The sequence below is a fragment of the Nocardia sp. CNS-044 genome, assembly GCF_059570515.1.
In genome coordinates, this window is sequence record NZ_JCANSX010000009.1 from 184,205 (window position 1) to 204,995 (window position 20,791).

The 20,791-nt window shown below is 71.0% G+C and carries 12 protein-coding genes; 11 read left to right on the plus strand and 1 reads right to left on the minus strand.

From position 1 onward, the window contains the following. Positions 1 to 42: 42 nt before the first annotated feature. The 3 genes from T333_RS23615 (at position 43) to T333_RS23625 (ending at position 2,552) form a co-directional block, all read left to right on the plus strand. Positions 43 to 597, plus strand: a complete 555-nt coding sequence (locus T333_RS23615; protein ID WP_355002368.1) for a GNAT family N-acetyltransferase — start codon at positions 43 to 45, stop codon at positions 595 to 597. 427 nt (positions 598 to 1,024) lie between these two features. Further along, a complete protein-coding gene (locus tag T333_RS23620; protein WP_355002367.1) occupies positions 1,025 to 1,753 on the plus strand; it encodes a response regulator transcription factor in 729 nt (242 codons plus the stop codon). Positions 1,754 to 1,913: 160 nt separating this feature from the next. After that, positions 1,914 to 2,552 carry a MerR family transcriptional regulator gene (locus tag T333_RS23625; RefSeq protein ID WP_355002366.1) on the plus strand — a complete coding sequence of 213 codons (639 nt, stop codon included), beginning with the start codon at positions 1,914 to 1,916 and terminating at the stop codon, positions 2,550 to 2,552. On the opposite strand, the gene T333_RS23630 is transcribed toward T333_RS23625, so the two are convergent. Beyond that, positions 2,522 to 3,196 (minus strand): HAD-IA family hydrolase, encoded by a 675-nt coding sequence (locus T333_RS23630; protein ID WP_355002365.1) that lies wholly within the window; start codon positions 3,194 to 3,196, stop codon positions 2,522 to 2,524. The genes T333_RS23625 and T333_RS23630 overlap by 31 nt on opposite strands. Before the next feature lie 269 nt (positions 3,197 to 3,465). Here T333_RS23630 and T333_RS23635 point away from each other — a divergent pair, with 269 nt between their 5' ends. From T333_RS23635 to T333_RS23670, 8 genes are all read left to right on the plus strand, one after another. Next, positions 3,466 to 5,193 carry a fatty acyl-AMP ligase gene (locus T333_RS23635; RefSeq protein WP_496425861.1) on the plus strand — a complete coding sequence of 576 codons (1,728 nt, stop codon included), beginning with the start codon at positions 3,466 to 3,468 and terminating at the stop codon, positions 5,191 to 5,193. Then, positions 5,190 to 10,793 carry a type I polyketide synthase gene (locus T333_RS23640; RefSeq protein WP_496425862.1) on the plus strand — a complete coding sequence of 1,868 codons (5,604 nt, stop codon included), beginning with the start codon at positions 5,190 to 5,192 and terminating at the stop codon, positions 10,791 to 10,793. The genes T333_RS23635 and T333_RS23640 overlap by 4 nt, the downstream gene beginning before the upstream one ends. Further along, entirely contained in the window at positions 10,790 to 13,858 is a 3,069-nt protein-coding gene (locus tag T333_RS23645; RefSeq protein WP_496425863.1) for a type I polyketide synthase, read from the plus strand. The genes T333_RS23640 and T333_RS23645 overlap by 4 nt, the downstream gene beginning before the upstream one ends. Further along, positions 13,855 to 14,661, plus strand: a complete 807-nt coding sequence (locus tag T333_RS23650) for a thioesterase II family protein (protein ID WP_496425864.1) — start codon at positions 13,855 to 13,857, stop codon at positions 14,659 to 14,661. Before T333_RS23645 ends, T333_RS23650 begins: the two co-directional genes overlap by 4 nt. Before the next feature lie 2 nt (positions 14,662 to 14,663). After that, entirely contained in the window at positions 14,664 to 15,680 is a 1,017-nt protein-coding gene (locus T333_RS23655; protein WP_496425865.1) for an AfsA-related hotdog domain-containing protein, read from the plus strand. Further along, positions 15,677 to 17,323 carry an FAD-dependent monooxygenase gene (locus T333_RS23660; protein ID WP_496425866.1) on the plus strand — a complete coding sequence of 549 codons (1,647 nt, stop codon included), beginning with the start codon at positions 15,677 to 15,679 and terminating at the stop codon, positions 17,321 to 17,323. The genes T333_RS23655 and T333_RS23660 overlap by 4 nt, the downstream gene beginning before the upstream one ends. Before the next feature lies 1 nt (position 17,324). Beyond that, positions 17,325 to 18,443, plus strand: coding sequence for a cyclase family protein (locus tag T333_RS23665; protein WP_496425867.1), 1,119 nt, complete (start codon positions 17,325 to 17,327; stop codon positions 18,441 to 18,443). Between the two features lie 98 nt (positions 18,444 to 18,541). After that, a complete protein-coding gene (locus T333_RS23670; RefSeq protein WP_496425868.1) occupies positions 18,542 to 20,782 on the plus strand; it encodes an MMPL family transporter in 2,241 nt (746 codons plus the stop codon). Positions 20,783 to 20,791: the final 9 nt, after the last annotated feature.

The following is a 20,791-nucleotide window of genomic DNA, read 5'->3' on the forward strand; positions in this document are numbered from 1 at the left end:
CATTGAGCGGCAGAGCGGCTAGCTCCTGGCAAACTGTGCGCCATGGACACCGCCACCGTGATCGTCCCCATGGGCCTCGGCCATCTGCGCCAGGTGCTCGATCTCGGCCATCAGGTCTTCGACACCGGCACCAAGCCCTACACCTCCTGGTCGCTGACCAGCGTGGCCGAGCACCTGGACAGCCCCGACAACGCGTGCTGGGTCGCGCTGGATTCCGATCGAGTCGTCGGATTCGTGCTCGGCTCAATGGAATTCGAGCTGCGCGACGACTGGGGTTATCTGGAGTGGATTGCGGTCGCGCCCGACATGCAAGGGCACGGCATCGCGCGCAGGCTGGTCGACGCGTGCTCGACGGCGCTGTTCACCCGCGGCGCGCGGCGCATCGTCACCGACGTGGAGAACAACAACACCGCCTCGGCGACGCTGATGACCCGCAGCGGTTTCCGTCCCGCCGCGACCGTCACCCTGTTCGTGCGACCGAACCCCGACGAGCCGGAGGCCGACGCCGACGCGGCGCTGCCGCCGATCGCCCCCGGCACCAAACGCGATCTCATCCGCCGCGGCAGGCTCGCGGGCGAGGGACGCGGTGGTCGCTGAGCACGCTCGACTTTCCGCGAATCCCCTTGCGTGCCCCTGTTTTTCGTGTCTTGACCACCAATTGCCGTACCGGCTTCTCACAACCACGTTTCCGATCCTTGCGGTAAGTGTTAACGGATCGGGAACACTCGAAGCCTAATTGTGCGCTGCGGAACAACCGGCTTGTGGAGTGCACCGTTTACGGATAGGGTCACTTCCTATAACCGGTCTCAGGTTCCAAAAGCCAAGTGTCGGTAGTCGTTTCGATACCGATCCGGGCGGGGCCGGTTTTCTGGTTCATCGGTGAACGAAATCCAGCGGGTTGATGCCGCGTGCTGTCGTGGCATCGGCCGACGGGTCGGTTACGCGCCGGAAGTCGTCTGGGACGACCGCCGGGTCCGACTCAGCAACCCCGAGGTGGATGGTGGAAATGAGCGGAACCGCCCGAATGAAACGCACGGCAGACGTGGAAAGCGCGATAACGGACGCCGTTTCGGAATGCTCCGCTCCGCGCCTCGTCTCGGTGATACCGACAAACGGTCTGCCGCAGCGCGTCGTCCACATTCAGATTGTCACAGACAACTTCCTGACGCGCGAGATGTTGTGCGATTTCCTCAATTCCGAAGCTGATTTCACGGTAGTCGGCGACGTGTCCTGGAACGAGGCCGGATATCTCGCCGCCGCCGCGCATCCGGACGTCATCGTGTTGGACAACGACGAGATCGGCAGCGCCACCGTGCGAATGGTGCGCTCGCTGACCCGTGCCTGTCCGTCCGCGGCCGTCGTGGTGCTCAGCTCGACGGGCACCGAGACCCTGCTGTACGACATGCTCGACGCGGGCGTGCGCTGCTTCCTGCACAAGAAGATCTCGCGCAGCGAGCTGGTCAGCGCGATCCGGGGGATCGCCTCGGTGGAGGACCAGATCACCGTCAGCGTGCCGCGGGATTTTCTCACCGGCGCCGGGGCCAATCGGGGCAGGCTCTCGGCGCGCGAGGAACAGGTGCTGCGCCTGGTGTCCGAGGCCATGACGAATCGGCAGATCGCCAATGCGCTGTCCATCACCGAGGGCACCGTGAAACGGCATCTGCGTAGTATTTTCGACAAGCTCGGCGCGGTCTCCCGCATCGACGCGGTGAACCGGTATCGGGCGCACATCGGCCAGCAGGATTCCGCGTGACGATGCCGTCGGAGTCGATCTTTCCGAAGCTCGCGCACGGCCGTCGCGAACACGAAAGTGCGTCCTGACGGCCGGAGCAGTCGAACAGCAACCGGAACTGGTCGCTATCCGTCTGACCTACACTTGGGCGACCAGTAGTAGCCACGGACGGGAGGCGGATATGCGCATCGCCGAATTGAGCAAGGTCTCGGGCGTGCCCGCACCCACCATCAAGTACTACATGCGCGAGGGGCTGCTGTTTCCCGGTGAACGGACCAGCCCCAACCAGATGCAGTACGACGACTCACATGTGCGGCGGCTCAAGCTGGTTCGGGCCTTGATCGAGGTCGGCGGGCTGTCGGTGGCGGCGACCAGGGAAGTCCTGGAGAAGATGCGGACGCCGGGGATGACCGTGCTGGAATCCGCGGGCAAGGCGCAGTTCGCGATGAGCAAGCCGCCCGCCGCGGAGCCGGACGACGCGCAGCTGGCCGCCGCCGATCAGGTCCGCGATCTGCTCGCCCGCCGCGGCTGGCAGGTCCGCGAGACGAACCCGGCGCGCGGCACCCTCGCCGCGGTGCTCGCCACCCTCGGCAGGCTGGGACAGCAGCACTGGGACCTGCTCGACGACTACGCCGAGCTGGCCGAACGGATCGCGGCCAAGGAGATCGACACGCTGCTGCGCCAGCCGAACGCGGAGAGCATGGCCGAGGCGCTCGTCGTCTGGACGGCGCTCGGCGACGCGATGTTCAGCGCTCTGCGCCGGCTGGCGCACGAGGACGCGGCCTCGGCCTATATCGCGACGCCCTCGGCGACGAGCTGACGCAGCTCGGCGTCCACCTCGGCGGTCGCGGTCGCGGCGTCACGGAACAGCACCGCGCGCCAACCGGCCGCCCTGGCGCCCGCGCAGTTCTGCGGCAGGTCGTCGATCAGGACGCAGCGGTTCGGTTCGACGCCTGCGCGCGCGGCCGCCAGCTCGAAGATCTCCGGATCGGGTTTGCGGCAGCCGACCTGCGCCGAGTTGACGATCTCCTCGAACAACTCCTCCGCGACGACCATCCGCCGCCAGTGCGCTTCCCACGCGGGCGGCATATTCGACAGCATGCCGACGAAATGTCCGGCGCTTCGGTAGCGCCGCAGCGCGTCGTCCCACTGCGCGTTGGCTTTTCGGCCGTCGAACCAGGTCTCGGCGAGGCTGGGCACCGCGGTGTGCACGCCCTGCCTGCGCAGCGCCGCGCGCACCAGATCCAGCCATTCGTCCTCGCCGATCAGCGGCGTGTCCAAAGGCAGCATCATGTCCTCGGTGCCGAATGTCGCGGTGACTTCCGCGATCGCGCGGCGCAAGGGATCCGGCGCCAATCCCGTCTTCGCGCAGAATGCCGCGAATGTCTCGGCTACCGGCGGCGTGAGCACTCCCCCGAAATCCGACCAAATGGCGATGCGCTCCCGCGCTGTGCTGCTCGTCACAGTTCTACTCCGCTCTGTGTTCGGCAATTCTTCGGTGCAGCGGGAACGTATCTGCGAGACTGCGCCGATCGCCATTACACAAAGGTGACAATCCCTCCGGACTATTCCTTCCGAGAGTTTTCCGTCCGAAAGTGATATGTCTTCCGATTCCCCGCGTGTCGCCCTTCGGACCACGTTCTGAGCCTGTCCATTTCGCCGCCTCCGCCCGTAATGTCCCTGTTCTGTCGGCACCGTCGTGATGGCTGCCGGCTGATCGAGGAGGGATTGCGATGGAAACCGAACTCCGGGCTCGAACGCTCGCCGAGGCAATTTCGCAGCGCGCCGCCGACGCTGCCGACAGAATCGCGTACACCTTTTTGCCGGACGGTGAAAAAGAATCGCATTCCTGGACTTTCGCGGAACTGGAGCAACTGACCCGCGCACTTGCCGCGCGCATTTCTCGAGAGGCCGCGCCCGGCGACCGGGCACTGATCGTAGCGCCGGATTCCGCGGACTTCGTGCTCGCGTTCCTCGCCTGCCAGTTCGCCGGCGTGGTCGCGGTGCCGGTGTACCCGCCGTTCCCGGTGACTTCGCCGCGCCGGGTGGAGACCCTGCGCACCATCGCCGCGGACTGCGACGCCGCCGCGGTGTTGTGCGCCGCGCCGGAGCAGACCCGAGGCTTGCTGGTCGAGGCCGCCCCGGAACTGGACCGCCTGCGCTGGATCGGCATCGTGGCCGACACGGACGGCGCCGCGGACTTCGAACCGGTGCCGGTGACCGGCGCGGATGTGTCGTTCCTCCAGTACACCTCCGGGTCGACCTCCGCGCCGAAGGGTGTGGTCGTCACCCATGACGCGCTCATGCACAACCAGGAATTGCTCTGCCGGACAATGGGTTACAGCGCCGAATCGCGCATCGTCGGCTGGCTCCCGCTGTTCCACGACATGGGCCTGATGGGCATCGTGGTGCCCGCCGTCTACGCGGGCAGCCGCACGGTGCTGATGCCGCCGCTGACCTTCGTGCAGCGACCGGTCCGCTGGCTGCGCGCGGTGACCCGCTACCAGGCCACCATCACCGGCGGTCCCAATTTCGCCTACGAGCTGTGCTGCCGCCGCATCCCCGCCGCCGATCGGGCGGGTATCGACCTCAGCTCGCTCGAGGTCGCGTTCAACGGCGCCGAGCCCATCCGCGCGGAGACCCTCGCCAAGTTCGCCGCCGAATTCGCCGGGCACGGTTTCGATTCCAACACCTACTACCCCTGCTACGGGCTGGCCGAGTCCACCCTCATGACCACCGGTTCGCACCGCGGCGCGGGCGCGGTCACGCTGACGGTGAGCCGCGACGAACTGGCCGAGGGCCGCCTCACGCCTGGCCCGGATCAGACGCTGGTCGGTTCCGGCCGCGTGACCTTGCACCGCGAGCTGCTGATCGTCGACCCGGACACCAGGATGCCGCTGCCCGACGGGCAGGTCGGCGAGATCTGGATCGGCGGGCCGGACGCGGCGCTGGCCTACTGGGGCAACGAGGACGCCACCCAGGAGACGTTCCGCGCGGAAACCGTTGCGCCGCAGTCGGGTCCGTACCTGCGCAGCGGCGACCTCGGCGCGCTGGTCGACGGCGAGCTGTACGTGGTCGGCAGGCGCAAGGACTTGGTCATCATCGGCGGGCGCAACTACTACCCGCAGGACATCGAGCACACCGTCGAGAACGCCGATCCTCGGATCCGGCGCGGCTGCACCGCCGCGTTCGCGGTCGACCGGGAACGCGGTGAGGAGCTCATCGTGGTCGCCGAGGTCAAGGCGGACACCGATCCCGACATCGCCGCGCTCACCGCGACATTGCGCGCGGCGGTCAGCGTCGACCACTCGATCACCCCCGCGCGGGTCGTCCTGGTGCGGGCGGGCACGGTACCCAAGACCTCCAGCGGCAAGTTGCAGCGGCGCGCGACCCGTGCGGCGTTCGAGGCGGGCACGCTCGACGAGATCACCCCCGCCGCGACCGAGGCGGTGCGGCCATGAGATCAGCGGCGGACATCGAAGCCTGGCTGGTCGCCAGGATCGCCGAGCTGCTCGGCGTAGATCCGGCCGGTCTCCCGGTCGACGTGCCGTTCGCGGCGCTCGGCCTGTCCTCCATGCAAGCGGTGGAGCTGTCCGACGATCTCCAGCGCTGGGCAGAGACGAGTTTGTCGCCGACCTTCGCCTACGACCATCCCAGCGTGGCCGCCGCGGCCGCCGCGCTGGCCGCCGCGCTCGGCGGCGTCGCCGAGACGGCGGAACAGGCGGCGATCGCCACCGATCCCGACGACGCCATCGCCATCGTCGGGATCGGCTGCCGATTTCCCGGCGCCGACGGCCCACGGGAGTACTGGGATCTGCTGCGCGCGGGCGTGGACGCCGTCACGGAGGTCCCCGCGGACCGCTGGGACGCGGCGGCGCTGTACGACCCCGACCCGGACGCGCCGGGCCGGATGACCACCAAGTGGGGCGGATTCCTCGACGACGTCGAGCATTTCGACGCGGAGTTCTTCGGCATCGCGGCCAAGGAGGCCATCCGGATGGACCCGCAGCAGCGGTTGCTGCTCGAGGTCGCCTGGCACGCGATCGAGGACGCGGGCGTCGGCCCGAGCAGGCTGGCGGGCACCTCGACCGGAGTCTTCCTCGGCGCGTCGTCCTATGACCACGGTGTGGCCGTGCTGGCGCCAGGCACCGAGGTGTCGGCGCAGGACGGCACCGGCTCGGCGCTGAGCATCGTCGCCAACCGGCTGTCCTACTGCCTGAACCTGGCGGGCGCGAGCATGGTGGTGGACACCGCCTGCTCGTCCTCGCTGGTCGCGGTGCATCTGGCCTGCCAGTCGCTGCGCGCGGGCGAATCGGAGGTGGCGCTGGCCGGCGGCGTGAACGTCATAGCGGCGCCGCGGGTGGCGCTGAGCTTCAGCAAAGGCCGGTTGATGGCGCCGGACGGGCGCTGCAAGCCGTTCGACGAGCGCGCCAACGGCTACGTCCGCAGTGAGGGGGCGGGCGTGGTGGTGCTGAAGACGCTCGCGCGGGCCCGCCGCGACGGCGACCGCGTCTACGCCGTGATCCGCGGCGGCGCGGTCAATCAGGACGGCCGGACGAACGGGCTCATCGCCCCGAGCCGTCCCGCGCAGGAGCGGGTGCTGCGCGCGGCCTACCGCGCCGCGGGCGTGGACCCGGCCCGGGTCGCCTACGTCGAGGCGCACGGCACCGGCACCGCGGTCGGCGACCCGATCGAGGTGGGTGCGCTCGCCGCGGTGCTCGGCCAAGGCCGCGATCCCGAGAAGCCGTTGCGCGTCGGCTCGGCGAAATCGAACCTCGGCCACCTGGAGGCCGCGGCCGGTGTCGCCGGAATCATCAAAACCGCGCTCTCCCTGCATCATCGGGAGCTGCCGCCGACCATCCACTACCGGCGGCCCAACCCGCTGCTGGAGCTGGACAGGGTTCCGGTGGCGGTGCAGGCGGTGGTCGAGGCGCTGCCCGTCGACGCCGACGGCGCCGCGATCGCCGGGACGAGCTCGTTCGGCTTCGGCGGGACAAACGCGCACGTGGTGCTGTCCACCGCACCGGCGACCGAACCGGACGAGCACTCCGGCGCAACGGATTTCGTGCTGTTCCCGGTGACCGCGCGCTCCGCGGCGGGGCTGCGGCGGCGGGCGCGCGGCTGGGCACGCACCGCCGAGCAGAACCGTGACGATTCGACCTGGCTCGCCAGGGCGGCCGCCACCGCAGCGCTGCGCGGCGACCACGACGGTCACCGCGCCGCGGTGGTGGCCCGCGACATCGAGGAACTGATCGACGGCCTGACCGCGCTGGCCGACGGCGAACTGGTCCGCGGGGTCTGCGAACCGCAGGCGCCGAGCCGTCGCGCCCGGCGGACTGCGCTGGTCTTCCCCGGCCAGGGCTCGCAGTGGGACGGCATGGGCCGCGCGCTGGCCGCGTCGGTGCCCGCGTTCGCCGAGGCGATGCGGCGCTGCGCCGCCGAGCTGGAGCGCCTGCTCGGGGTGTCGCTGTGGTCGGCCGAGCGCGGCATCGTCGCGCATGGCACCGCGCACGTGCCGCCCGCGCTGTTCGCCATGCAGGTCGCGCTCGCCGAGACCTGGCGGTCCTTCGGCATCGAACCCGCCGCCGTGTGCGGGCACAGCATGGGCGAGATCGCGGCGGCGCACGTCAGCGGCGCGCTGTCGCTGGCCGATGCCGCGCGCATCGTCTGCGTGCGCAGTGCGCTGCTCACCGAGATCTCCGGTCGCGGCGGCCTCGCACTGCTGGAACTCGATGCGGCGCAGGTGGAGTCGGCGCTCACCGAGTACCGCGATCGAGTGTCGGTGGCGGCGGTGAACGGTCCCCGCGCGACCGTCATCTCCGGTGAGCCGCGAGCGCTGGACGAGATCGTGGCGCGGCTGGAGGCCGACGGGGTCTTCGCCCGGCGCATCGCGGTCGACTTCGCCGCGCACAGCCCCGCCGTCGAGCCGCTGCGGCCCCGGCTGCGCGAGGCCGTGCGCGACATCGCGGTGCGCGAGCCCAGCGTGCCGCTGTACTCGACGGTCACCGGCGGCCCGCTGACCGACACGCTCGTCGACCCCGACTACTGGGCGCGCAACCTGCGCGAACCGGTGCTGTTCGACACGGCGATCACCGCCTTGCTCGCCGCCGATCACGACACCTTCGTCGAGATCGCGCCGCATCCGGTGCTGGCCCGCTCGCTCACGGAGATCGCGACCGCGAACGCGCCCGGCGCGGACATGGTCGCGGTGTCCTCGGCCCGGCGCGACGAGGACGAGGTCTTCGCCTTCCTGCACGCGCTCGGCGTGCTCTACTCCCGCGGCGCGGACCTGGACTGGACGCGGCTCTACCGCCCTGGCACGCCGGTGCCGATTCCCTCGCAGGGCTGGAACACCCAGCGGTTCCCGCTGATTCGCGCCGAGAGCGCCGCGGCCGTAGTCGCGCCGGTCGGCGGCTGGCTCGGCCCGCGTGTGCGGATCGCCACCCGCCCTGAGCTCGGCGTGTGGCCGCTACGGCCGGACGCCGCTCCCGAACTCGCCGATCATGTGGTGGACGAGGTGCCGGTGATCCCTGGCGCGTACTGGCTCGGCGCGGCGGCGCAGGCCGCGCGCGATCTGGCCGGTGGCGGCACGCCGACCGTGGTGCTGACCAACGTCACCTTCGAAGCGCCGCACGTTCTGCTGCCCGGTACGGCCTCGTCACTCCAGCTGGTCGTCGAATCGGCGGGCGGGCGTTCGGAATTCGTGATCGTCTCCGATTCGCACGGCGCCGCGGTCACGCACGCGCGCGGCTGGCTCGACCAAGCGCAGGCCCCGCTCACCGATCGACCCGCACCGGAGATCGGGGAACTGCTGGCCCGGTGCGCCCAGCCACTGCCGATCGAGGAGTTCTACGAGCGCCTCGCGGGGAACGGGCTGCACTACGGACCGGCCTTCCGCGCGCTGACCCAGCTCTCCCGCGGCGGCGACGAAGCCGTCGGAAAGCTCACGCTGCCAATCCAACTCACGGCGGGCGCGGGGTTGCATCCCGCGCTGCTCGACGCCTGCCTGCACACCGTCGCGGCAGCGGCCGGACCGCGGCTGACCGACGCGCTCGCCCTGCCTGCGGGGGCCACCCGGGTGCAGTTCGCCACCCCGGCCGCGCCCGTCACCGACGTCTGGTGCCATGCCCGCATCGTGGAGTACGGGGAACGGGATCTGATCGCCGACCTCGTCGTGCTCGGCGCCGACGGCCGAGTCCTGTGCTCGGCCATGGACTTCCGCGTCACCACCGCCGAAGCCGCCACCGCCGAGCGCGGCAGGCTGTACCGGCTCGCCTGGCAGCCGTGGGAATCCCAGGGCGGGCGAGCGCCGCGCGGCGGCTGGCTGATCGTCGGCGGTGCGCATCCGGCGCTGGACGCGCTGGCCGAACGCCTCACCGCGCGCGGCGACCGAGTCGTGCGCACCGCGGCGCACGAGGCGGCCGACTACGAGACCGCGGCGGCCGAATTGGCCGAAACCATCGAGGGATTGCGCGGCGTCATCGACGCGCGGGCCTATTCGAGCGCGGGCGAAGACCCGGTCGAGTCGGCCGCCTACACGGCGGACTCGGTGGAGCTGGCCACATTCCTGATCGGCCGCACCTGGCGCGAGACGCCGCGACTGTGGCTGCTCACCCCGGACACCCAGCGCGCGGTGCGTCCGTCGCGGTTGTCCACGGCGAGCCTGTGGGGCGTGAGCCGGGTGATAGCCACCGAGCATCCCGAAACGGCCTGCGGCGTCCTCGATCTGCCCGCGGCTCCCAGCGGCGCCGACATCGATCGGCTGGTGACGGTCCTGCGGGATCCGCAAGCACCGCAGCAGGTTTCGATCGACCGAGCGGTTCTGGCTCCCCGGCTGGTTCCGGTGCCGCGGGCCCACACCTCGGTGTCCATCGATCCGGACCTGTGCCAGGTCGTCACCGGCGGCCTCGGCGCGCTCGGCTTGCGCGTCGCCGACTGGCTGACGGCACGTGGCGCGCGAAACCTGCTGCTGCTCGGTCGTTCCGCGCCGGACGCCGTTGCCGAACAGGCGATCGCCGACCTGCGAGCGCGCGACGTCCGAGTCACCGTGGCGGCAGTCGACGTGGCCGACAGCGCCGCGCTCGCCGCGGTGCTGGCCGAAGCCGGACGGATCGGCGGTGTCTTCCACCTCGCCGGTGTGCTCGAGGACGCGGTCGTCGCGGATCTCGACGAGGCCAGGCTGGCCCGCGCGCTGGCCGGCAAGGCGCGCGGCGCCTGGCACCTGCACAACCTCACCCTCGACCAGCCGCTCGCGCATTTCGTGCTGTTCTCCTCGCTCGCCGGGCTTTTCGGCTCGCCGGGCCAGGGCGCCTACGCCGCGGCCAACACCTACTTGGACGCGCTAGCCGCAGCGCGCGCCGCGCAAGGGCGGCCCGCGCACAGTATCGCCTGGGGTCCCTGGGCGGCGATCGGCTTGGCCGCCGCGGTGGGCAGCGAACGCCGCCTCGCCGCCATGGGCGTGCCCGCGCTGGAAACCGGAGCGGCGATGGACCTGCTGGAGGCGGCACTGGCCGATCCCGGCCCGGTCCTCGCGGCGGCCGCCTTCGACCTGCCGACGCTGGCCGGTCCCGGCACGCCACCGGCCGCGCGCGAGCTGTTGGCGAACCTGCTACCCGACGACGAGAGTCATGGCGGCCCGGCCGAGCAGGCGCTGTCGCTGCACGAGATCGACGATCCCGCCGAACGACTGGAGCTGGTGCGCGGCTTCGTGCTCGGCCAGGTCGCGACGATCGTCGGAACCTCGCGGCCGGTCGACCCGACCATGCCCTTCCGCGATCTCGGCTTCGACTCGCTGATGGCGGTCGATCTGCGCAACCGACTGGAAACCGGGCTGGGCCAACGTATTCCGGCCAGCCTCATTTTCGCCCACCCCACCGTCGACCAGCTCGTCGAGGAGCTGGCGCAGCGGATGCTCCCGCCGCGGGAGCCCGCGTCCGATACGCCGCCACAGCGGCACGCCCGGCCCGAAATCGATGCGGACCTGGACCAGGCCACCGATGACGAACTCGCCGATCTCCTATCGGCGGAACTGGATCTTTCCACCGAAGGGGACACCCGATGACGACCGAAACCACCGACGATCGCCGCGCGCTACTACGCAAGGCGCTCAACGAGATCCGCAGCCTGCGAGCCGAAGTCGACCGCCGCACCGAGCCGGTGGCGATTCTCGGCGCGGCGGTGCGAATGCCCTCGGGCATCGAGGATCTCGACGGCTACTGGTCAGCGCTGCGAGACGGACGCGACGCCATCACGCCGCTGGTCGACAGCGAGGACGGCCGCCGCACCGGGCACGCCGCGGGCACCGGCCGCTACGCCGGGCTGCTCGCCGAGGTCGACGGCTTCGACGCGGAGTTCTTCGGCATCTCGGCCGCCGAGGCCGAGCGGATGGATCCGCAGCAGCGGCTGGTGCTCGAGGTGGCTTGGGAGGCCATGGAGGACGCCGGGCTGACGCCCGCCGAGCTGCGCGCCGCGACGACCGGCGTCTTCCTCGGGGTGTACGGCAGCGACTACCTGATGATGCAGTTCGCCGACCCGTCCGGCATCAACGCCTACACCGCGCCGGGCGGCGCGCACAGCATCGTCGCCAACCGGCTGTCCTACCTGCTCGACCTGTCCGGCCCCAGCCTGGCGGTGGACACAGCGTGCTCCTCTTCGCTGATGGCGGTGCACCTGGCGGTGCGGGCGCTGCGCAACGGAGACTGCGACATCGCGTTGGTCGGCGGCGTCAACACGATCCTGTCGCCGCTGTCCACCACCGTCACCGAGAAGGTGCTGCCGCTGGCGCCCGGCGGGCGCTGCCGCACCTTCGACGCGGGCGCGGAGGGCATCGTGCGCGCCGAGGGCTGCGGCATGGTGGTGCTCACCAGGGAGTCGCTGGCCGAGGCGGAGGGCAGGCCGGTGCGCGCGTTCATCCGCGGCACCGCCGCCAACCACGACGGGCGCACCAACGGCCTCACCGCGCCGAGTCCGCGCGCCCAGACCGACCTGCTGCGCCGTGCGCTGCGCGATGCCGCCGCCGACCCCGCCGAGGTGGTCTACATCGAGGCGCACGGCACCGGAACCCCGCTCGGCGACCCGATCGAGTTCGACGCGCTGCGCGCCGTGTACGGCGCGGGCGAGCAGCCGTGCCCCGTCGGCGCGGTCAAGACCAACTTCGGGCATCAGGAGGCCGCGGCGGGCATCGCGGGTCTGGTCAAGGCGATGCTGGTTCTCGAACACGACGAGGTTCCGCCGAACCTGCACCTGGAGCGGCCCAATCCGGAGCTCGATCTCACCGGAACCCGACTGCGTCTACCGAGGGAGCGCACCCCGCTCGGTGGCGGGAACGGACGGAAGCTGGCCGCGATCAGCTCGTTCGGCTTCGGCGGCGCGAACGTGCACGCCGTGCTCGCCGCCGCGGCGCGCGAGGAAGTCGACCCGCACGCGGAAGGCGCTCTGGTGCTTCCCATTTCGGCCCGCAGCGCGGCCTCCGCGCGGGCACTGGCCGGGCGCTACGCCGATCTGCTCGCGGCCGCCGACCACGCGACCGCGGCCGAGATCTGCGCGGCCGCGGCCACCCGGCGCGCGCATCTTCCGGTACGGCTGTGCCTCACCGGCGACACGGTCGACGCGCTGGTGGACCGCGCGCGAACCGCCAAGGCGGCCAGGCACATCGGCGCGGCGGCGCGACACCGGACGCTGTTCGTGTTCAGCGGGCAGGGTTCGCAGTGGCCGGAGATGGGCCGCCTGCTCGCCGACGAACCCGTGGCAAGGGCCGAGCTCGACGCCTGCGACGCGCTCGTGCGGCGGCTCGCGGGCTGGTCGCTGTCGGAGGAGCTGCTGGCGGCCGAGCCCGACAGCAAGCTGCACCGCACCGATGTCGCGCAGGTGTGCATTGCCGCCGTGGAGCTGGCGCTGGCGGCGCTGTGGCAGTCCTGGGGCGTGCGGCCCGCCGCCGTCGTCGGCCACAGCATGGGCGAGATCGTGGCCGCGACCGTCGCCGGAATGCTCAGCAGAGAGCAGGCTTTCGAGATCCTGGTGCGCCGAGCGGCGCTCACCGAGCGGCATGCCCGCGGCGGCGCGATGTGCAGCATCGCACTGCCCGCCGCGGCGGTGACCGAGCTGCTGGCCGGACAATCCGAGGTCACGATCGGCGCCGTGAACGGCCCGCGCTCGACCGTGATCACCGGCCCGGCGGACGGCGTGCGCCGCATCGCGGTGGAGGCGAGCGCTCGCGGCGCGTCGGTCAAGGACCTGCCGGTCGAGTACGGCTTCCACAGCACGCTGCTCGCCGCGTGCGCACCGGAATTCGCCGCGCACGCCGACGCGGTGCGCGCCACGCCGGGATCGATCCCGATGTATTCGACCGTCACCGGCAAGCGCGTCACCGCCGACCATCTCACCGGCGCGCACTGGGCCGCCAACCTCGCCGACGCCGTGCTGTTCGCGCCCGCGCTCCAGGCGGCGCTGGCCGACGACCACGCGCTGACCACCGTGCTGGAAGTCGGTCCGCACCCGGTGCTGATCCGCGACATCGCCTCGGCGGCAGGCGAACTCGACCGTTCGGTCATCCTGGCGGCGAGCCTGCGCCGGGGCCAGTCCCGGTCCGCGTCCCTGGATCACAGCGTCGCCGAGCTCTACCTCGGTGGCCACGAGCTGGACTGGTCCGCGGTGCTCGGCACGCCGAGCGGACGGCCGCCGCTGCCGCACTACCCCTGGAACCGCAGCAGGCACTGGCTGCCGGAACGGCGGGCCGTCGAGGAGCAGCACGTGCACGCCACCGTCCGCCCCGCGACGGCCAAGCGCAGGGGATCCGGCCCGGTGGCGCTGACCCGCGCCCACCACGTCGACCGGCCGACCCGGCTCGACGCGCTCACCGGATTCGTCAGGGAACGGATCGCGCGTGCGCTGCGCAAACCCATCACCGAGATCGACGAGGCGACGCCGATCCGCGACTACGGGCTGGAATCGCTGGTGGTGGTCGAGATGAAGAACGAGATCGAAGCCGAGTCCGGCACCGTCGTGCCGCTGGCCCAGCTGCTCGAGACCCTCGAACAAGGCAGCGCGCGGGACCTGGCCAAGGTAATCGTCGAGGCCGAATCCGCCGCGGCGGTGACGGGCGACGAAGTCGGAAGCGGGCCGCTGTGAACGGGCGTCAGCACGGCGGAGTCGTCGGCGTTTCCGCGGCGCCGCTGCCGACCGGGCATCGCGGTGTGCTGACCTGCCCACGGCCGCAAACGAATCCGGCGATCCGGTTGGTGTGCTTCGCCCACTCCGGCGGGAATCCGCGGATGTATCAGCGCTGGGTCGATCAGCTCGCCCCCGAGATCGAGCTGTGGTGGGTCACCCTGCCCGGGCGCGGGCCGCGGTGGCGCGAACCGCACGCCAGGACATGGGAACCGCTGGTCGCCGACATCTGCGAGGCGATCGTGGCGCACGTTCCGCGTCCCGTCGCTTTGTTCGGGCACAGCCTCGGCGGGCTGCTCGCCTACGATGTCGCGCTGCGGCTCACCGACGCCGACCTGCCGCCGCAGCACCTGTTCGTGTCGGCCCGTGCGCACCCGCGCAGGCAGTTCACCCTCGACCTGCCCGAGGACGACACGGAACTGCTTCGGCTGGTCGACCGGGTCTACCGCGGGGTGCCGGAGGCGATCCTGGATTCGCCCGAACTGGCCGAGCATTTCGCGCCGACGCTGCGCGCCGACCTGATGCTCGGCGCCGACTACCGCTATCGCGGTGCGGGCACCCTGACGGTCCCCATCACAGCCCTCGGGGGCGTGGACGACCCGATGACACCGACCGAAGAGCTGGCCGCCTGGCAGGACCGCACCACCGCGACGGCGCGGTGGCGTCAGTTCCCCGGCGGCCACTTCTATCTCGACGAGTCCGAAGCGGGCGTGCTCCGGACGATCCGCCGCGCGCTCGACGCACCGATGGGCAAAGGAGCATAACGATGACAGAGACCGAGATCCGTTTCCCGGCAGCGCCTTCCGCGCTGAGTTTCGATCGCACCGTACCGCGGGCCGAGGCGCACCGCCGCGCGCTCGGTGAGGTGTTCGTCGCCGACTCGGTCGCCGACGGCGACTCCACCTTCTACACGGCGTTGCAGATCCCGCGCGCGCACAGCCTCTGGTACGACAGGACCACCGTCTACCACGACCCGTTCGCGATGGCAGAGGCCGCGCGGCAGGGCTCGTTCGTGGTCCTGCACCGGCACGTCGGCGTCCCGGTGGGGCTGCCGTTCAGCATGCAGCGCTACGACTTCGCGGTCACCGACCGGGAGGCCTTCCGCGACGACGAGAAGTCGCCGCTGGAGGGCATTCTGCGCTACGAGATCGTCTCGCGGGTCGATCGCGGCGCCGATTTCAGCGACCTGACGCTGGCGGGCGAACTCGTCGTCGGGGGCCGGGCCGCCATGGAATTGAGCGCCGATGTGGTCTTCCTGGCCCGCGCCGACTACGAGGCGCTGCGGGCGTACCAGCTCGGGCGGGTCCCCGCGGGCGGGCCCGATTACACGGCCGCGCCGCTGCCCGCCGCGGCCGTCGGGCGGCGGGACTCGCGCAACGTGGTGATCGGCGCGCCGGTCGCGGTCGGTCCCGCCTGGGACTATCCGCTGCTGCCCGATCGCCGCCACCCGGCGCTGTTCGACCACGACTACGACCACGTGCCGGGCCCGTTCATCATCGAGGCGTTCCGGCAGGCCGCGCTGGACACCGCGGTCCGCGAGGGCATGCTCGGCACGCCGAACGCCACGGTCGTGTCCTGCTCGTCCCGCTTCACCCAGTTCGCCGAGTTCGGCGCGCCGATCGAATGCCGTTGCACGCCATTGGATCCGACCCGGCCGGGCACGGCCCGCATCGATCTGGAACTGCGCCAGTTCGACCGGGTCCTCACCGTCGGCACGCTGGAGCTCGCCGAGCTGACCGGTTGCGAGGACAGCTACCTGAACCGGACGGAGCAGCCGTCATGAGTGACACACTGCACGTGCTGGTGGTCGGCGCGGGGCCGACCGGTCTGGCACTGGCCACCGAACTCCGCAGGCACGGACTGACCTGCCGGATCATCGATCGCGCCATCGACAGGCCCGCGAATCAGGCTCGCGCACTGACGATGTGGGACGGCGCGCTGGATGTGCTCGACCGCCACGGCACCGGTGACGCGGTGCGCGCGCGAGGCCTGCCGATGACCGCCGCCCGCTACTTCTCCGGCGGACGTCCCGTCGCGCAGGTGCGTTTCGGACCGCAGACCGGCAACGACGCCGAGCCGCTGATCATCACCCAGCCGTCGGTGGAATCCGTTCTGGTGGAGCACCTTCGGACGCTCGGCGTGCCGGTGGAGTGGCGCACCGAACTGGTGGAGCTGACCGATCGGGGCGAGCACGTCGAGGTGCTGCTGCGCCGCGGCGAGGAAGCCGAACGACTCACCGCCCAGTGGGTGGTGGGCTGCGACGGTGCGCACAGCGCGGTGCGCACCCTGAGCGGCATCACCTTCGAGGGCAGCACCTATCCGCAGTCCTACACGCTGGGCGACGGCGTCATCACGGCGCCGGTGCCGCCGGGCGAGGCGCACTACCACCTGCACCCCGACGGTGTGCTCGTGGTCGTGCCGCTGCCGGACGGTCAGGTGCGGGTCTTCGCCGACGCCAGCGGCATCGGCGGCGACCCGGACGCCGCGCCCACCGTGGACGACCTGCAACAGCTGGCCGACAAGCGCGCGCCCTACCCCATCCGCATCCACGAACTCCAGTGGGCCACCAGGTTTCTGGTGCACATGCGGCATTCGGCCGCCTTCCGCGAGGGCCGCTGCGTGCTGGCGGGCGACGCCGCGCACGTGCACAGTCCGGCGGGCGGCCAAGGCCTCAACACCGGCATCCAGGACGCGGCCAATCTCGGCGGCAAGCTGGCGGCGATCATCAGCGGCGGCGCCGACGCCGACGTGCTGCTGGCCGGGTACGAGTCCGAGCGGATGCCGATCGCGCGCGAGGTGATCCAGGCCGCCGACCGCCAGACCAAACTGTGGACCGTGGGTTCGCGTCCGGGGCGCGCGGTGCGCGACCTGGTGCTCGGGACCCTGAGTCGCAGTGGGCTGCTGGAGAAGCGGCTGGTGCCCTCGCTGGCCCAGTACGAGCTCGACTACCGGCACAGCCCCGCCGTCGGCAAGCGCGGCGGCCGCCGGGCGCTCGGGCGCGCGATTCCGGAGGCGGCGCTCATCGGCCCCGACGGCGCGGCGACCGGCCTGCGCCGGTTGCTCTCCGCCCCGGGCCACGTGCTGCTCGCGGCGCTCGACGCGACGCCGTCGGCGGACGACGCCCGGCGGGTGTCGACGCTGCGCGCGCGAATCCACGAGTCGGGCTTGCCGTTCCGATTGCACGTCGTCGTACCAGGCGACCCGTCGGCGACGACCGCGCCCGACCTCGGCGAGGTGTTCTACGCCCCGCCCGGCTTCGCACCGAAGCACGAGCTCGCGGGCTGCAAGCTCATCGCGATCCGACCGGACGGCTATGTCGCCGACGCCTCACCCACACTCGACCTCGACGACCTGCTCGGCAAGCTACCCGGGTTCCGCGCACCGCACGATGCCGCGCCCACCCTGCTCGGACGGAAGGTCCCCTGACATGTGTTCCCCACAGATCCTCGCCGCCGCCCTGGCCGAGGCGCCGCCGCACGACGACCTGTGCGGCGGGCACGGACACGGCACAGGCGCGCACCACGATCACGCCACCGCCCACCACGGGCACGCGGGCGCGCACCACGAACTCAGCGGCCCACCGCACCACGAGCGCAGCGCCCCATCGCACCACGAGCGCAGCGCCCCATCGCACCACGGCCACAGCGCCGCGCACAACGGACACGGTGCGCGAGCCCCACATGAGCACAGTGCCTCGGTGACGCACAGCCGCGGCGCGGTCGCCGCCGAGGGCGTGGGCCGTCGCCGCGCGCTGCGCACCGCTCTGGGCGCGGCGCTCGGCATCGCGGGCGCGTCGGCCGCCGCCGGGGCGATCGGCGCGCCGCGCGCCCAGGCGCAACCACTGAACCTGAGCGGTTTCTCCGTGCGCGACCTGACCCACGCGGTGGGGCCGGATTTCCCGGTGTTCAACCTGTACGTGCGCCAGCCGGTGCAGCGTCAGGTGATGTTCGAGGAGATCATCGGCTTCAACACGGCCGAGTGGACCATGAACGAGCACACCGGAACTCACATCGACGTGCCCGCCCACTCCCAGCGCGGCCTGGCACGCGCCGACGCGATCCCGGTGGAGAACTTGGTCGCGCCGCTGTGTGTCGTCCGCATCGCCGAGCGGGCGGCCCAGGACACCACCACCGAACTGCACGTGGAGGACCTGCTCGACTGGGAGCGGCGCAACGGCCGCATCCCCGACGGCGCGTTCGTCGCGATGGACACCGGTTGGTATCACCGCGTCCACGATCCCGCCGCCTACCTGCCCTTCGACCCGCTGCGGCTGGCCCTGCTGATTCCCGGCATCGGCCCCGACGCCGCCGAATTCCTGCTCACCGAACGCTCCATCGTCGGCTTCGGCACCGACACCAGCAGCCTGGACGTCGGCACCCGATTCGAGCCGATGGTGCACCGAATGCTGCTGCGCTCCGGCCGGTACGGCATCGAGAACCTGGCCGCCCTGGACACGGTCCCGGAACGCGGAGCGACCCTCGTGGTCGGCGCCGCGAAGCTGCGTGGCGGCTTCGGCGCGCCGGTGCGGGCGCTGGCCTTCGTCTGATTGCTGTTGCCGCGCTTGGCAACCCGCCGTAGCATTCCAGAAATAGATAGCAGCACTACCTGTAGTGGATAGTTCGACTCTATATAGGTGGAGGAATCGTGTTCGAGAAACTCGGCAGGTGGTCCGCCGCCCATCGCAGATGGGTGGTGGTAGGCACCGTTCTGTTCATCCTGCTCGGCGGTCTCTGGGGTTCGGGCGCGGGAAACCTGCTCGGCGGCGGCGCCGGGCTGGACGATCCGACCAGCGAGTCGTCCCACGCGGACGAGATCTTGGAGACCACCCTCGGCAGGCACGTCGCCGACGTGGTGGTCATGTACGAGAGCGCGGAGATGACTGTCGACGATCCGCGCTACCGCGCGCGGGTCGAGGACGCGGTCGCCAAGGTCCCGCGCAGCTCCTACACCTGGCTGGAGACGTTCTGGACCACCGGCTCCCCGGACTTCGTCTCCGCCGACCGGCACAAGACCTACATCTCCATGCAGCTGCCCGGCCAGATCGAGGAAGACCGGGTCGTGGTGTGGCGCGAGATCGAGCACCTCTTCGACCAGCCCGGTCTCGAGGTCCGCTTCGGCGGCCTGGTCGCGGTGAACGACCAGTTCAACGACATCACCGAGGAAGACCTCGCGCGCGCCGAGCTGATCTCGTTCCCGCTGCTGCTGATCCTGCTGATCGTCATCTTCCGCAGCGCGATCGCCGCGGCGCTGCCGCTCGCGGTCGGCGTGGTGGTCTCGGTCGGCTCGCTCGCGGTGCTGCGGGTGGTCGGCACGTTCACCGACCTGTCCACCTTCTCGATCAACCTGGTCGTCCTGCTCGGTCTGGGTCTGGCCATCGACTACGCGCTGCTCATCGTCAACCGATTCCGTGACGAGCTGGCCGCGGGCCGCACGGTCGACGACGCCATCGGCACCACCATGGCCACCGCGGGTCGCACCGTCGCCGTCTCCGGCATCACCGTCGCGGTCACCCTCGGCGGCCTGGTGATCTTCCCGTCGCGGTTCCTCACTTCACTCGGCTACTCCGGCGTCAGCGTGGTGCTGTTCGCGGTGCTCGGCGCGCTCATCGTGATGCCCGCCCTGCTGCGTTTCGCGGGCCTGCGCATCAACTCGCTGCGGATCCCGCTGCCGTCGTTCGGCAAGCGCGGCGGCGAGCCTGGCGCGCGCTGGTACAAGGTCGCGCACGCGGTCATGCGCCGTCCGGTGCTCGCCGCGGGCAGCATCGGCCTGGTGCTGGTGCTGCTCGGTCTGCCGCTGTTCGGCGCGACCTGGTCGCGGCCCGCCGACTGGGCGCTGCCCGCGGGCACCGACAGCCGGGTCGTCTCCGAGGAACTCGATCGGGACTTCCCGCTCGATCCGACCAAGGTGATCACCGCGGTGGTCGACATGCCCGGTGATGCCGCGAGTCCGCAAGCCCAGCAGGCGCTTTCGGGTTACCTCGACCGCCTGCGGGCGGTGCAGGGCGTGGACAGCGCCGCCGTCACCGGCACGGCGGGCGACCTGGCCCGCGTCACGCTCGGTTACTCGCTGGACTCGATGGACGCGCCGATCCGCGACGTGGTGCGCGAGCTGCGGGCCGTCGAACCGCCCGCCGAGTCGACCTCGTCGTTCACCAACCGCCCGGCGGCGGTGGCCGACCTGCTCGACATGCTCGCCGAGCGGCTGCCGTGGATGCTGCTGATCGTCACGGTGGTCTCGTTCGCGGTGCTGTTCCTCGCCTTCGGCTCGGTGCTGCTTCCGCTGAAGTCGGTGCTGATGAACCTGCTGTCGCTGTTCGCCACCTTCGGCATCGTCGCGCTCATCTTCCAGTACGGATTCCTTTCCGGCCCGCTGAATTTCGTTCCGGCGGGCTTCATGGACGCGAACATGCCGATGATGATCATGGCGATCGCCTTCGGTCTGGCCATGGACTACGAGGTGTTCCTGCTGGCGCGCATCCGCGAGCACTACCTGCGCAGCGGTGATCCGGTGGAGTCGGTGGCCTTCGGCGTGCGGCACACCGCGCGACTGATCACCAGCGCCGCGCTGTTGCTCGCGGTGGTGCTCGGCGCCTTCGTGTTCTCCGGCATCACCATCGTGAAGATGATCGGCGTCGGCTTGGTGCTCGCCATCTTCCTGGACGCCACCATCGTGCGCGGCCTGCTGGTGCCCGCCACGATGCGGCTGCTCGGCGACAAGGCCTGGTGGGCGCCGAAGCCGCTGGCCGCCTGGTGGCAGAAGTACGGAATTCCCGAACCTGGAGCCGACGTGGCTCCGGAACCCGGCGGTGCCGGCCGGCCGAGTGGCATCGAACCGGCAGATGCGCTCGGCACCACGGCGGCGACCTCGACAGCGCTGTCGCGGTGATCGTCGGTT